The sequence below is a fragment of the Desulfuromusa kysingii genome, from assembly GCF_900107645.1.
In the GTDB taxonomy this organism is placed as follows: Bacteria; Desulfobacterota; Desulfuromonadia; order Desulfuromonadales; family Geopsychrobacteraceae; genus Desulfuromusa; species Desulfuromusa kysingii.
In genome coordinates, this window is record NZ_FNQN01000006.1 from 53,696 (window position 1) to 67,054 (window position 13,359).

At 43.9% G+C, this 13,359-nt stretch carries 13 protein-coding genes; 10 read left to right on the forward strand and 3 right to left on the reverse strand.

The features are described 5' to 3' along the window. Window positions 1–2: 2 nt before the first annotated feature. From BLU87_RS10530 to BLU87_RS10560, 7 genes are all read left to right on the forward strand, one after another. A complete protein-coding gene (locus BLU87_RS10530) occupies window positions 3–1,355 on the forward strand; it encodes a phosphohexomutase domain-containing protein (RefSeq protein ID WP_175498356.1) in 1,353 nt (450 codons plus the stop codon). 292 nt (window positions 1,356–1,647) lie between these two features. Beyond that, window positions 1,648–2,484: an exosortase A gene (gene xrtA / locus BLU87_RS10535; protein ID WP_245706460.1), complete on the forward strand. Its 837-nt coding sequence runs from the start codon at window positions 1,648–1,650 to the stop codon at window positions 2,482–2,484. 84 nt (window positions 2,485–2,568) lie between these two features. Further along, window positions 2,569–2,952 carry a GxxExxY protein gene (locus tag BLU87_RS10540; protein ID WP_092347943.1) on the forward strand — a complete coding sequence of 128 codons (384 nt, stop codon included), beginning with the start codon at window positions 2,569–2,571 and terminating at the stop codon, window positions 2,950–2,952. A 124-nt stretch (window positions 2,953–3,076) separates the two neighbouring features. Continuing rightward, window positions 3,077–3,715 carry an exosortase C-terminal domain/associated protein EpsI gene (locus BLU87_RS10545; protein ID WP_092347946.1) on the forward strand — a complete coding sequence of 213 codons (639 nt, stop codon included), beginning with the start codon at window positions 3,077–3,079 and terminating at the stop codon, window positions 3,713–3,715. Window positions 3,716–4,131: 416 nt separating this feature from the next. Next, entirely contained in the window at window positions 4,132–4,383 is a 252-nt protein-coding gene (locus BLU87_RS10550; RefSeq protein ID WP_092347948.1) for a type II toxin-antitoxin system CcdA family antitoxin, read from the forward strand. Beyond that, complete coding sequence (locus BLU87_RS10555; RefSeq protein ID WP_092347951.1) at window positions 4,383–4,697, forward strand: CcdB family protein; 315 nt, start codon at window positions 4,383–4,385, stop codon at window positions 4,695–4,697. Before BLU87_RS10550 ends, BLU87_RS10555 begins: the two co-directional genes overlap by 1 nt. Window positions 4,698–4,853: 156 nt before the next feature. Further along, a complete protein-coding gene (locus BLU87_RS10560; RefSeq protein ID WP_092347953.1) occupies window positions 4,854–6,221 on the forward strand; it encodes an MBL fold metallo-hydrolase in 1,368 nt (455 codons plus the stop codon). 348 nt (window positions 6,222–6,569) lie between these two features. Here BLU87_RS10560 and BLU87_RS10565 read toward each other — a convergent pair whose 3' ends face one another. Further along, window positions 6,570–6,905 (reverse strand): HepT-like ribonuclease domain-containing protein, encoded by a 336-nt coding sequence (locus BLU87_RS10565; RefSeq protein ID WP_092347956.1) that lies wholly within the window; start codon window positions 6,903–6,905, stop codon window positions 6,570–6,572. Then, a complete protein-coding gene (locus BLU87_RS10570; RefSeq protein WP_092347959.1) occupies window positions 6,902–7,186 on the reverse strand; it encodes a nucleotidyltransferase family protein in 285 nt (94 codons plus the stop codon). Before BLU87_RS10570 ends, BLU87_RS10565 begins: the two co-directional genes overlap by 4 nt. A gap of 328 nt (window positions 7,187–7,514) precedes the next feature. Here BLU87_RS10570 and BLU87_RS10575 point away from each other — a divergent pair, with 328 nt between their 5' ends. The 3 genes from BLU87_RS10575 to prsR are packed head-to-tail and all read left to right on the forward strand — an operon-like array spanning window position 7,515 to window position 12,385. After that, on the forward strand, window positions 7,515–8,852 hold the full coding sequence (locus tag BLU87_RS10575; protein WP_092347962.1) for a UDP-glucose dehydrogenase family protein: 1,338 nt from the start codon (window positions 7,515–7,517) through the stop codon (window positions 8,850–8,852). Then, on the forward strand, window positions 8,853–10,913 hold the full coding sequence (gene prsK / locus BLU87_RS10580; RefSeq protein WP_092347965.1) for an XrtA/PEP-CTERM system histidine kinase PrsK: 2,061 nt from the start codon (window positions 8,853–8,855) through the stop codon (window positions 10,911–10,913). A gap of 41 nt (window positions 10,914–10,954) precedes the next feature. Then, on the forward strand, window positions 10,955–12,385 hold the full coding sequence (gene prsR, locus BLU87_RS10585) for a PEP-CTERM-box response regulator transcription factor (RefSeq protein WP_092347968.1): 1,431 nt from the start codon (window positions 10,955–10,957) through the stop codon (window positions 12,383–12,385). A gap of 12 nt (window positions 12,386–12,397) precedes the next feature. Here prsR and BLU87_RS10590 read toward each other — a convergent pair whose 3' ends face one another. Continuing rightward, a complete protein-coding gene (locus BLU87_RS10590) occupies window positions 12,398–13,288 on the reverse strand; it encodes a fibronectin type III domain-containing protein (protein ID WP_092347971.1) in 891 nt (296 codons plus the stop codon). Window positions 13,289–13,359 lie beyond the last annotated feature (71 nt).

Consider the following 13,359-nt stretch of genomic DNA (forward strand, 5'->3'; position numbering starts at 1 on the left):
CAATGCAGATAGAATGTTTTAAAGCTTACGATATCCGTGGCCGTTTGCCTGATCAGCTGAATGATGAAATTGCCTGGCGCATTGGTCGAGCCTATGCGCAATTTCTACAGCCACAACAGGTTGTTATCGGTCATGATGTCCGCACCTCCAGCCAATCTTTGAGTGATTCATTGGCTAAGGGATTGACCGAAGGCGGTTGTGATGTCTTGGATATCGGTCTTTGCGGTACTGAAGAGATCTACCATGCCACCTTCAGCCAACAACTTGATGGTGGGATTATGGTCACTGCCAGTCATAATCCTATTGACTATAATGGGATGAAACTGGTGCGGGAACAATCCAAGCCAATTAGCGGTGACACCGGTCTGGATAAGATTCGACTACTGGCTGAAGCAGGAGATTTCGCTCCAGCAGCTAAGACTGCTCAGGTCACATCGGCTTGCTTTAAAGACCAGTACATAGATCATCTCCTTTCTTATCTTGATCGATCCAGCTTGAAACCACTTAAAGTTGTCATGAATGCTGGTAATGGCTGCGCTGGCCCGATTATTGACTTTCTGGAAAACCATTTGCCCATCGAAGTCATTAAAATTTGTCACCAGCCCGATGGAACATTCCCCAATGGTATTCCTAATCCGCTGTTACCTGAAAATCGCTCTTTGACCAGAGATGCTGTGCTTGAATATCAGGCTGATCTTGGAGTTGCCTGGGATGGTGATTTTGATCGCTGCTTCCTGTTTGATGAGCGAGGAGAATTTATCGAGGGGTATTATATTGTCGGTCTTCTTGCTCAGGCATTGTTGGCAAACAATCCTGGACAAAAGATTATTCACGACCCACGTTTAACCTGGAATACTATTGACATTGTTAAGGAGTCGGGTGGCACTCCGATTCAGAGTAAGACGGGACATGCCTTCATCAAAGAGCGGATGCGTCTTGAGAATGCAGTTTACGGCGGAGAAATGAGCGCTCATCATTACTTTCGGGACTTCGCTTACTGTGACAGTGGCATGATCCCCTGGTTGATGGTCGTTGAGCTACTGAGTAAGAGTGGCTTGCCCCTTTCACAACTTGTCGCGAAGCGGATCGGTAAGTTTCCTGCGAGTGGCGAGATTAATCGACACGTTAATGATTCAACTCAGGTTCTTGAATCAATCCGACAGAAATATGAGCCCGCTGCTATAAGTGTTGACCATACGGATGGTTTGAGCTTCGATATGGGAGAATGGCGCTTTAATTTGCGTGAGTCTAACACTGAGCCAGTTATCCGCCTTAATGTTGAAAGTTGTGGCAACATAAAGTTGATGGAAGAAAAAACAGCTGAATTACTGGGCTTGATTGATCGGATAGGCTGATATTAATCTCAGGATAAAGATGTTTACTTCTAACAGTTTTATAGGTCATGTCAAGCAAAGGTTCTGACTTTGTTTTAGATGAGGGATGCTTATTCTCCCTTGTCTTGCAGCAGTTTAGGACTACTAGCCATAAACCCTTTGAGTATATCTCTTTATTTCCACTTATTCTTAATAAACATTCATCTATTGCAAACAGTCCGTCACGTGTTGACAAGCAGGGGCCTAAACAGTAAATTTAAAAACTAGTTAATAAATTGTTCTTATTGCTCTTGTCCAGAGGGGACTTGAATTAGTGACGATATTGCAATCATCAAAATTTCAGATCGGCTTGCTTGTTGCCCTTATCCTCGGAATTATAGGGGTGTATGCGGGGATATTTCAGAACCTTTATGCGGACTGGATGAACGATCCGAACTATTCGCATGGGTTATTGGTTCCATTAATTTCAGCCTATTTTATTTGGCAAAAGAAAGATGAATTAACCTCTCTGCCAGTCAAGCCAGCGAACAGTGGCCTAGTGTTAATATTGTTTGCTGTGGTGGTTCTGATTGCAGGTGTCGCAGCACAAGAATATTTCACCAAAAGAGTTTCAGTGGTTTTTCTGCTGGCCGGAATGGTGGTTTTCCTTCTTGGTTGGCAATGGCTAAAATCGTTGCTTCTCCCCATTGGTTTTCTCTTCTTCATGATTCCGCTCCCTTATATTATTTATGACGCTATGGCGTTTCCACTGAAATTGTTCGTCGCTAAATTCTCGGTTATTGCTCTTAAGTTGATGGGTGTTATTGTCTGGCGGGAGGGGAACATTATCATGTTTCCGCAGACGGTCCTTGAAGTCGCCGATGCCTGTAGTGGTTTGCGCTCCTTGATGTCGTTATTGGCATTGGGGGTAGCCTTGGCCGTCTTTTCACAAAAAAAGAGAAGTGCCATGGTGTTTCTGGTGCTGCTGACAATCCCGATTGCCATTTTGACCAACATGATTCGGGTGATTGGAACCGGTTTTCTGGCGCAGTATTATGGGGCAGCTGCTGCAGAAGGATTTTTCCACGAGTTTGCCGGGATGGGAGTTTTTTTGCTGGCGATGGTGTTGTTATTTGTGAGTAGTGGGGTGTTGCGGAAAGTCTGGTCATAGTTCATATGCAATTTTAGCCGCAGATGAACGCAGATAAAATCTGATTAAATTCAAGACCAGTTCTTTATTTTTTTGGGGGGCTAAATGATTAAGGATGAGGCGTATCTTAATAGTTTGAGTGAACAGATCATTGGCTGTGCTTATGCTGTTGGAAATTCTTTGGGATATGGCTTTCTGGAAAAAGTCTATGAAAATGCCATTGCCCACGAACTCGTGAAAAGTGGTCTGGACGTATCTCGACAGCAACCTATCAAGGTCTATTATGATGGAGTTGACGTCGGAGACTATTTTGCTGATCTGGTTGTTGATGATGAAATTATTATCGAACTTAAGGCGGTAAAAAATATTGATAGCATTCATCTGGCTCAATGCTTGAATTATTTGAAAGCAACGCAAAAGAAACTGGGGTTGCTGATTAACTTCGGTCACAACAGAGTTGAGGTTAAGCGGGTTGTCAATAACTTTTAGAAATGCTGACCCAAGATAGTCTAAACTCAAATGCAGAAGCATCTGTTTAAAATCATTATTGAAGGTATTGACGTTATCCGTGTCAATTTGCGTTTATCTGCGGCTAAATGGATTGTGAGTTTTTATGCAAGTAATTAAAACCTGGCGTTTTATCGTTCTTTATATCCTCCTTGGTCTTGCCGCTCTCTATGTTTATACCCGTTCTGAGGCTGCTGTTCCTGTCAATAAACCCCTGTCTTTATTCCCTCAACAGGTCGGTGGTTGGACGATGACGGGACAGGCTCGTTTTGATGAGCGGGTCCTTGCGGTATTGCTTCCTACGGACTATCTTTCACGCAGTTATCAGGGGCAAGGGCGTGATCAAGTCTCTTTGTATATTGGTTACCATGATGGTGGCCCCAATAGTGGTCCGATTCATTCCCCCAAACAGTGTCTGCCGGGGAGCGGTTGGAATCGTCTCAATGGCGAAGCCCGTCAGTTGGTTGTCAATGGTGAGGAGATGAGCTATGTCAGTTCTCTTTATCAGAAAGATTCACAACAGCAGTTGTTTCTTTATTGGTTCCAAGTGCAAGATCAATTTTTGACCAACGAATATGCTTTAAAGCTGGCAATGGCAAAAAACTCATTTTTAAGTAATCGTCGTGATTCATCGTTTATTCGATTATCAGTGATGGTGAAAGATGGAGAAGATGAAGCGAGATTGATTGGTGAAGATTTTATAAAATCCTTTTTACCGGCGATACAGGAGTCATTGCCGAGATAAAATTCAACCCTTGGCCGCAGATTTACGCAGATAAATGCTGATTTAAAATCAACATCTGAGATTTCGCTGAGTATGCATAGATCCCTAGACAGCAAAAATAAATAAGAAAGAAACAATTTATCTATCCTTATCCGCGTTAATCTGCGGCTAATAACGGTTTTTGCTTTTATCCTGTTGATCCTGTCAAGATGATTTTTAGAGGGGGAAATCATGTATTCACACATCCCGTTTCATGGTGCCATTCATAGTGTGACTGGTTCTTGTCATGAACTTCAATATTCCGAGAACTCCCCATTAAAAACGATATGAAGCCAGTTAATAACTTTAGCTTTAACTTGCTACAGCTATTGAACTTGACACACATTTAGTATTGCGGCAATCTATGCGTATAACGAATGCGTATAGAGGAGGATTTTATGAAATCCCAATATGTTTATGATGTAAATGCCCCCAAGAAACCGGTCAATCTAACTGCAAATGCAGATCTCCTACAGAATGCTAAGGGATTAGGTATAAATTTGTCACAGACTTTTGAGGATGCAGTTCTTGTGAAGTTAAAAAAAATAATGGAAGAACAGTGGCTTGCTGAAAATGAAGAAGCTATCGAAGCATATAACGCCCGAATCGAAATAAATGGTGTTTTTGCTGCTAGCAAAAGGAGATTTTAATGGCTCAGTTTGATGTTTACGAAAACGCTGATCCGGAATCTAGGACAGTCATTCCATTTCTTCTTGATGTTCAGCATGACTTACACCAAAAACTAGCCACGCGTACCGTTATTCCTCTTGTTCCCATTTTTTCAACCGATATGGAGATTAAAAAGCTGTGCCCCCGATTTAAAGTTATGGGGCAGGATGTTGCAATGTCTACTCCCGAAATGGCTGGTTACCCTGTTTGTGATTTAGGCATTAAAGTGATGTCTCTTACCGAGGACCGGACGGAGATACTTGGGGCCATTGATTTTTTATTGAGTGGTTTCTGACAGACAATCATGAGGGTCAAAGACTTTTTTGACAGAATAAAAGTCTGATAAAGTTTTATGGAAGTCAAAAGCCAGAAAAACAGTTTTAGGGGTAAGATTTAATATCTGCTTTTATCCTGTTGATCCTGTCAAGATGATTTTTAGAGGGGGGGAATCATGTATCCACACATTCATTTTCATGGAGCCACACAAGGTGTGACTGGTTCATGTCATGAACTTATCTATGCTGAAAATGCTTCAATCCTGATTGACTGCGGCCTGTTCCAGGGTGATGAGCAGCAGAGTCAGGAGATTAATTTTTCCATCGAGCAGGTCAAAGCCCTGATTGTCACCCACGTGCACATCGATCATGTTGGTCGTATCCCGTACTTACTTGCCGCTGGATTTAACGGGCCAATCTATTGTTCTGAGGCGTCAGCGGTGCTACTTCCGCTCGTGTTAGAGGATGCGGTCAAGATTGGTTTTACCCGCAATCGACGGCTGATCGATCAGTTTCTGAACCAACTTAAAAAACTGATTGTTCCGGTGCCGTTTCAGCAGTGGCAGACAATCTCACCCGCGCCAGATCGACTCAAAATAAAATTGAAACCTGCAGGTCATATTCTTGGCTCTGCCTATGTTGAGTGTCATGTCAGCGGGCAACGAGTCGTTTTTTCCGGCGATCTTGGCGCACCCTATGCCCCTTTACTGCCGGCACCACAATCCCCTTATCGCGCTGATACTCTGATTCTTGAAAGCACTTATGGTAACCGCAATCACAGTGGACGCCGTGAACGCAAAGCTCAATTGAAGCAAGTCATTGAAAAAGCTTTATCCGATCGTGGTACGATCTTGATTCCAGCCTTCAGTATCGGTCGGACGCAGGAGCTTCTGTATGAGCTAGAAGATTTGATTCATCGTCATCGGACCGAGCAAGCGACATCAGACTTGCCTTGGGATGATTTGGAGATCATTATCGATTCTCCTCTTGCCAGTCGTTTTACTGATGCCTATAAAAAGTTATTTCGACTCTGGGATGCTGAAGCGCGTCATAGGTACAGGTCGGGTCGACATCCCCTTGCATTTGAGCAGATGACCACCATTGATACCCATCAGGATCATTTACACACCGTTGCTTATCTACAGAAGACAGCGCGTCCCTGTATCGTCATTGCCGGTAGCGGAATGTGTTCAGGCGGACGGATTGTCAATTACCTCAAAGCTCTTCTGGGTGACCCACGCACGGATGTTCTCTTTGTCGGCTATCAGGCGGAAGGGACACCCGGGCAAAAAATTCAACAATATGGTCCTGCGCATGGTTATGTGATATTGGACAGTCAACGTTATGATATTGCTGCTGGTGTTTATACGATGAGCGGTTATTCTGCCCATGCTGATCAAAGGAATCTGATAAATTTTGTGAAACGGATGCGTCATAAGCCTGAGAAAATTTATCTGGTTCATGGCGATTCCGACGCGAAACAAAAACTTAAAGAGCAGTTGCAATTGCTGTCTGATGAGTTCAGGGTGATGATTCCTAGATAAAAAACTAATCTTGGCCACGGATTGACACAGATAAATACGGATTGAACTTGATAAAATTGTTTTGTCATTAAGAAAGACAAAATCCAATCTTCAGGGATGAAGGGGATACTGGGGATAAACCATTACATCCTTGTATCTACATCAGGAGCAAGTTTTGATTTATCCACTTTATCCCTAAAATCCCTGTTACATGATGTATGATCTTAAGGGGAAAAGTCAAAAAATACCTCTCGCAGAGCACGCGAAGATCGCAAAGAAATTTAAAAAGGTCTAGCACAGGATGCTGGTTCTTCAGGTGATTTTGTTTATGAATGGCAGAATGTTTTGTTCAGGCTGGCGGATGGATCGCTATCTCATTTGGATCAAGGATTTTTTCAGTCGGGGTAGTTCAGTTTCTATCACTTGCCAAATTAAATCAAGGTCGATTCCTCCCAGATAGTCATGAACAAGAATATTGCGAAAACCTGAGATACCTCGCCAATCGATACCTGGTTGTAAAGTTTTTATATCTTCAGAAAGTCTTTGACTTGATTCTGCCATGACTTGCAACACTCTCATGACTGCATCCTGCAGCAGTGTATCTTGGAAGAATTTATTCTTATCCATGCCAACATAACTCTCAATGCGTTGGATGCACTCGATCATGTGTGCTACATATATATGATCACGCTCTGGATCTATCATAGTTCAATGGCTTCCTGCAATATCTTATGGCGGATCGCCGGATGAAGACCATTAGGTGTACTCATGTCTATTTGGCGGCCCAGCAGTTCTTCAAGATCTTTGAGCAGCCCGCCAAGAGCAAACGCAGATTTCCCACTGTGCATTTCAACCAGAAAATCAACGTCGCTGGATGCTGTGGCTCTGTCGGTTGCCATTGAGCCAAAAACTTTAATCTGTTTTGCTCCCCGCTGCCGTGCCAATTGTAAAATCTGTTTCCGATGGGTTTCTATAAGACGGTCCATGACGACTCTTTTTCTGATAAAGTGAACTTGTATCCGATAATACCATAAATGACTATGACTAGCGCTAACTTTCAGTCAATTTGTCGGAAACACGTTGATTTTGATTGTTGATTTAATCCAGTCATAGATCTTCATCAGATTTTATCCGCCCCTATCTGCGGCAGACAACTGCATTTCTGTGATTTCAGTGTCTTCTGTGGAAAAAAACCTAGATTCTGCCTTTCTTCCACCTTCACATTTCTTCTGAAGAGTTGTAAGCTACCGATATTTTTTAGTTACCCGTATGTGAACTCATCATCTTATCGCAATCTTTCCAGAGGAGGGATTTATGAATCTTACTGTTATTGGTACCGGTTATGTTGGTTTGGTCAGTGGGGCGTGTTTTGCCGAAATGGGGAATCGTGTCACTTGTGTTGATGTTGATCAGACAAAAATTGACGGATTAAAGCAGGGACATTTACCTATATATGAACCCGGTCTCGAGACTATTGTTGAACGCAATTTTAAAGAAGGGCGTTTGGGGTTCAGTACTTGTCTTGCTGATACCATTACTGAATCGAATCTTTTTTTTATCGCCGTCGGAACCCCTCCCGGTGAAGATGGATCTGCAGATCTACAATATGTTCTCGCTGTTGCCAGAGAAATTGGTCAATTGATGACGCAGTATTCGGTGATTGTCGATAAATCTACCGTCCCTGTCGGTACCGCTGATCTTGTTCATGCTGCCATCCAGGAGGAACTTGATAAACGCAAGGTTGAGATAGAATTTGATGTCGTGAGCAACCCTGAATTTTTAAAAGAAGGGGCGGCTATTGACGACTTTATGAAACCTGACCGGATTGTTGTTGGTACCGAAAGCCCACGGGCACAGGATTTGATACGTCAATTGTACGCACCTTTTAACCATAACCATGAACGCACAATCTTTATGGGAGTGCGTGACGCAGAAATGACCAAGTATGCAGCTAATTCGATGCTGGCGACGAAAATATCTTTCATCAATGAAATTTCAAACCTTTGTGAGTTGATGGATGTCGATGTCGAAAATGTCCGGCGGGGTATCGGTTCTGATGGGCGTATTGGTTTCTCGTTTATCTACCCTGGTTGTGGTTATGGTGGTTCCTGTTTCCCGAAGGATGTTCAGGCCCTTATTCGTATGGCTCAGGGGGTTGACTATGTTCCTGAGGTTTTGCTTTCTGTCGAAAAACGCAATCAGCAGCAAAAGCGCTGGTTTACCCGACAACTTGAAAAGCGTTTTGATGGCAACCTGTCTGGCATGACTTTTGGTGTCTGGGGACTATCGTTTAAACCGGGAACTGATGATATGCGTGAAGCGCCTGCCAAGGTATTGTTAGCTGATCTCCTGGCAGCTGGAGCGAAAGTCTTGGCCTATGATCCGGTTGCAATGGAAACAGCACAGCACGAATTACCAGCTGAATGGTTTGAATCTGGGGATGTGACCTTGGTTGGTAACCAGTATGAGGCGTTGCAGCAGGTTGATGGTTTATTGCTGGTCACAGAGTGGAAACCTTTTAGAAATCCTGATCTCGCTGCGATGAGTCGGACCATGCGGAAGAAAATTATTTTTGATGGCCGGAATCAATATGAACCTGACTATATCCGCAATGAAGGTTTTGAATACTTTGGTGTTGGGCGTCTAGGCTAGATGCTAACTGAAGCCTTACTCTGGTCAAATATTATTATCTGCCCCCTTGTGGGGGGGATTCTACTCCTGCGCCGTCCTTATCAGGTTGCAACTCTGCTTCTGGTTGCGGCGCTGTTTTTCTTTTCGGGATTGGCTTTTATCGACTTAAGGTCCTTGCAGCAGCCAGAGCAGATCTTTTTTTGGCGCAAGTACGGTCTTTTTTTTGAAGTCATTGCCATTTTATGTTGTTACTTCCATACCAAGACCGCCTTTCGGGATAATTCAGAGATATATAAAGGGAAGGGCTTTTGGATCTCTGTCGTGCTCGCCCTCGCTTTGTTATTTGCGGTCATTGTTAATCCTATAGAAAATCTTCTTTTTTCTCCCGATTTTGCCGAAGAACAGATCTTTTTTCTGACTAAGCAAGGATTTGTTGTCTATCTGCTGTTGATGATCTATCTGGTTTTTGGATTAGTTCAGTTGGAGCGGACCCTTTCGGGGCTGCATCAGACGCAACGCTGGGGAGTGAAACTGATTGTTTTGAGCAGTGGCTTGCTACTGGTCTCTTTTGCTCTCTATTTTAGTCAAAGTCTGTTGTACCGCTCAATCAACATGAATTATTTGGCGATCCGCTCTCTTGCGGTGTTTTGTGCTTGTCTGTTGTTTGGCTATTCATATTTCTACCGCGATTCCGGCAGCAAGTTAGCGCTCTCGCGTGGCATTGCCCATCGTTCTTTTGTGTTGCTGATCGTCGGTGGCTATCTGATCTTATTGGGAATTGTGGGAGAAGGGTTGCGTTATCTGAATCTCACTCACACGAAACAGATATTCTCAGGACTTCTACTGCTCAGTATTTTGGGTCTCGCCATTGTGTTTCTGTCCGAGAAGTTGCGACGGAAGCTAAAAGTTATTCTGCATAAAAATTTTTATCAGAGTAAGTATGACTATCAGGAACAATGGAAGAAATTTGCCGATCGAATGACATCGGGATTGACCCTGAGTGACATCCAAAGCTCAATTCTGGAATTGTTTTGTGACTCTCTTGCATGCAAGGGGGCGGCCCTCTATCTTTACGATTATGAAACTAAGACCTACGTCTATGCCTCTGCATTTAACTCGCGGCGGGATTGGCGTCCTTTTGCCGAAACGGATCCGCTGGTGGTTAATCTGCAGCAAAAAGAGTGGATTATCAATCTTCGGGAAGAACACCCCGAACTTGTCAATTCCCTGGTTGAATCCTTTGATGATATCGGTGCTTTTCTTGTTGTCCCACTCTTCTTTGATGAAGGGTTAGCGGGCTTTATTGTCCTTGGTGAACAAATTGATGCAGATGAGATTCTGACTTATGAAGATTATGATCTGTTGCGGATGTTGGCCCGACAAGCTATCGCTACGGTGCAGGGCTTGCGTTTATCTGAGCAGCTTACGATTTCCAGGGAGTTGGCGGCGATCGGTAAGGTCTCCACCTTTGTCCTTCATGATTTGAAAAATCAAGTTTCAGGGTTGTCTCTGATGCTCGACAATGCCAAGGATTACATTGATAATCCCGAGTTCCAGCAGGACATGTTGGAGACCGTTGGCAATACGGTTAAAAATATGAAGGGCCTTATTGGTCGCTTGAAGAATATTAAGGAGAAACCAGCACTGGTGATTGCCTCGGTATCGTTAGATAAAATTATTGGTGAAGCAGCTGAAACCGCCGGTTCCAATATTGATATCGATGGTTCATCTGTTCGTGTTGCAGTTGACGAGGAAGAGATCTATAAGGTTATTTTGAATCTGTTTGTCAACGCTATTGAAGCTACCAAATCAAAGGATGATTTCGTACGGGTAAAATATGGAGAAAAAGAAAAACAGGCGTTTGTAGAGATTAGTGATTGTGGTTGTGGGATGTCCGCAGATTTTGTTGAGACCCGATTGTTTAAACCCTTTGAAACAACCAAGAAGCATGGTTTTGGTATTGGTCTCTATCAGTGCAAGCAGATTGTTGAATCGCATGGTGGTACAATTGAAGTCCACAGTCTTGAAGGGGAGGGGACAACGTTTACCCTTTTACTGCCTCTGGCCGCTTCACAGAATTAAATAATTTTAGCCCAGATTTATGATTTATACTGGAGATTATTTTGCAAAAATTACTCATTGTTGATGATAGTCCAGAAATAAGGAAGCAGTTGAAGTGGGGGTTGGGTAAGGAATACCGCATTCTGTTGGCTGAATCTGTCGACGAAGCGTTGAAATTTTTTAAACAGCACTCTCCCCGAGTCGTTACCCTTGATCTGGGTTTGCCTCCTGATATTGATGGTGCGACTGAGGGTTTACGCTGTTTACAATCCATGTTGCAACAGGCGCCTGCAACCAAAATTATCGTCTTGTCGGGAAATGAGGACCACGCCAATGCCTTGGCCGCTGTCTCTTCAGGCGCTTATGACTATTACCACAAACCCATAGATCTGGATGAATTGAAAATTATTCTCTCCCGGGCTTTCCACCTTGCCAGTCTTGAAGATGAAAATCATCGACTCCAGATCTCTGCATCGCTCGATCAAAGCAACGGTTATAGTGGTATCTTCGGCCAGTGTCCGCAGATGCAGCAAGTTTTTGCCATGATCAAGAAAGTCGCTTCCATAGATGTCCCTATCCTTATTCTTGGGGAGAGTGGAACCGGTAAGGAAGTTGTTGCTCGGGCGATCCATAATCGAGGAATTCGTAAAGATGGCAATGTCGTCGCTATAAACTGTGGTGCAATCCCTGAGAACTTGTTGGAGAGTGAACTTTTCGGTCATGAAAAAGGTGCATTTACCGGAGCACAGAATCGGGTTCAGGGAAAAGTTGAATATGCCGAAGGGGGAACGTTGTTCCTTGATGAAATTGGCGAAATGGCACCGCTTCTGCAAGTGAAGCTACTCCGTTTTTTGCAGGAAAAGGTCATTCAACGGGTCGGTGGTCGAGATGACATCTCAGTTGACACAAGAATTGTTGCGGCAACTAATGTCGATATCCAAAACTCGATAAAAAGCGGCAAATTTCGTGAGGACCTTTATTACCGCATCGGGGTTATTACTATTGATTTGCCCCCATTACGGGACCGAGGTGAAGATATTGAGCTCCTCGCCAATATTTTTCTGCGTCGTTTCGGACAGGAATTTGGTCAGAAGGTGAGAGGGTATAGTTCCGCTGCGATAGAATGGTTGCGAACTTACCAATGGCCAGGAAATGTTCGGGAGTTGGAGAATAAGGTGAAAAGGGCTGTTGTTATGGCCGAAAGTCCAATTATTGAACCCTGCGATCTGGGTTTTGAAGAAAAACAGGCCGCAGCCGAGATGACAGAATCTCATGCTAAGCAAAAACCACAGAATGTAACCGTTTTTAATGGCGAGTTTGATTTGACCGGGGTGACTCTCAAAGAGGGGCGACGCCAAGTAGAGCGGGTGTTATTGAAGCATGCATTGGAGCAGGCTCAAGGGAATATTCTCAAAGCTGCAGAAGAGTTGGCGGTCAGTCGACCAACATTCTATGATCTGCTTAAAAAACATGGGTTGCATCCGGGACAATAACCGTGACTTTTATTAAAAGTCTTCGGTCGTAAAAGATCTGACTTCACTCTCATAAGTGAGGTTTGGATCCTGTGTGTCAGTTGCGACTACCTTCCAATAATAGGTTGTTGAACCTGTCAGATCAAAAGCTTGGTGATAATCACTGCTCCCCTTATTAATCGAATACAGGACTGAGTCGGGTTCTGAAGTCTCGGTGCTGGTCGCAGAACGTTCGGTTGATGTTTCTCCGCCACCACCTCCGCCACCCCCACAAGCGCTTAAAATTCCCCCAGCTAAGACCACGATCATCAAGGTATAAACCGGGTTCATGAATTGCTGCGCGGCTATGAGTGGCCGGTACTTTAGTTGCTTGAGCAGGAAGAGCGTCAAGATAAGAACGAGCCCAATAGGGATAATCCGATTTTTAGGGGAGGGTGGGGGCAACGTGATTGCGGTTGCAGATGTCACTTCATCTCTGTCCGTGCCATAAAAAAGGGTATAATTAACGTCATATCCTGAGGGGGCAGTTTCCCACCTGAAGGTTACAGGGACTGGCTCATCGGTGGCATTATTGTCAGGAATCGAAAGCGCGGGGAGCCAGCTATTGCTGACGATGTTGGAAAAGGTGCTTTCAACATCAGGGTCCTGATAGGCTGTTACTGAAAAATAGTAGGTTACCCCATCATTAAGACCTGTCAGCGTTGTTGACAGGGTGTCGCCAACATCAACAGGTGAAGGACCTTCCTGGGCTCCAGATCCATCAAAGGGTAAAATCATATCCCCATGTTTGTAATAGACTTTGTAGCCATCGACCCCTGCAGTCGGGCTGGGATCCCAAGAGAGGGTGATGTCCTGACCAAAAGCAAAGCTTAATGAATTGACAAGGATAAGAAAGGTAACTATAAATGTTGAATATGACTTCATAAATTAATCCTCTTAGGTTAATTGATTGAATATTATAGCAAAGACTACGGTGTGGGGTAATCCCTTTTGTT

Excerpts from the sequence above, each read along its gene's own strand:
- BLU87_RS10530 (WP_175498356.1), top strand. The coding sequence starts at position 3 with ATGCAGATAGAATGTTTTAAAGCTTACGATATCCGTGGCCGTTTGCCT.
- BLU87_RS10540 (WP_092347943.1), top strand. The coding sequence starts at position 2,569 with ATGATTAAGGATGAGGCGTATCTTAATAGTTTGAGTGAACAGATCATT.
- BLU87_RS10545 (WP_092347946.1), top strand. The coding sequence starts at position 3,077 with ATGCAAGTAATTAAAACCTGGCGTTTTATCGTTCTTTATATCCTCCTT.
- BLU87_RS10550 (WP_092347948.1), top strand. The coding sequence starts at position 4,132 with ATGAAATCCCAATATGTTTATGATGTAAATGCCCCCAAGAAACCGGTC.
- BLU87_RS10555 (WP_092347951.1), top strand. The coding sequence starts at position 4,383 with ATGGCTCAGTTTGATGTTTACGAAAACGCTGATCCGGAATCTAGGACA.
- BLU87_RS10560 (WP_092347953.1), top strand. The coding sequence starts at position 4,854 with ATGTATCCACACATTCATTTTCATGGAGCCACACAAGGTGTGACTGGT.
- BLU87_RS10565 (WP_092347956.1), bottom strand. The coding sequence starts at position 6,905 with ATGATAGATCCAGAGCGTGATCATATATATGTAGCACACATGATCGAG.
- BLU87_RS10570 (WP_092347959.1), bottom strand. The coding sequence starts at position 7,186 with ATGGACCGTCTTATAGAAACCCATCGGAAACAGATTTTACAATTGGCA.
- BLU87_RS10575 (WP_092347962.1), top strand. The coding sequence starts at position 7,515 with ATGAATCTTACTGTTATTGGTACCGGTTATGTTGGTTTGGTCAGTGGG.
- prsK (WP_092347965.1), top strand. The coding sequence starts at position 8,853 with ATGCTAACTGAAGCCTTACTCTGGTCAAATATTATTATCTGCCCCCTT.
- BLU87_RS10590 (WP_092347971.1), bottom strand. The coding sequence starts at position 13,288 with ATGAAGTCATATTCAACATTTATAGTTACCTTTCTTATCCTTGTCAAT.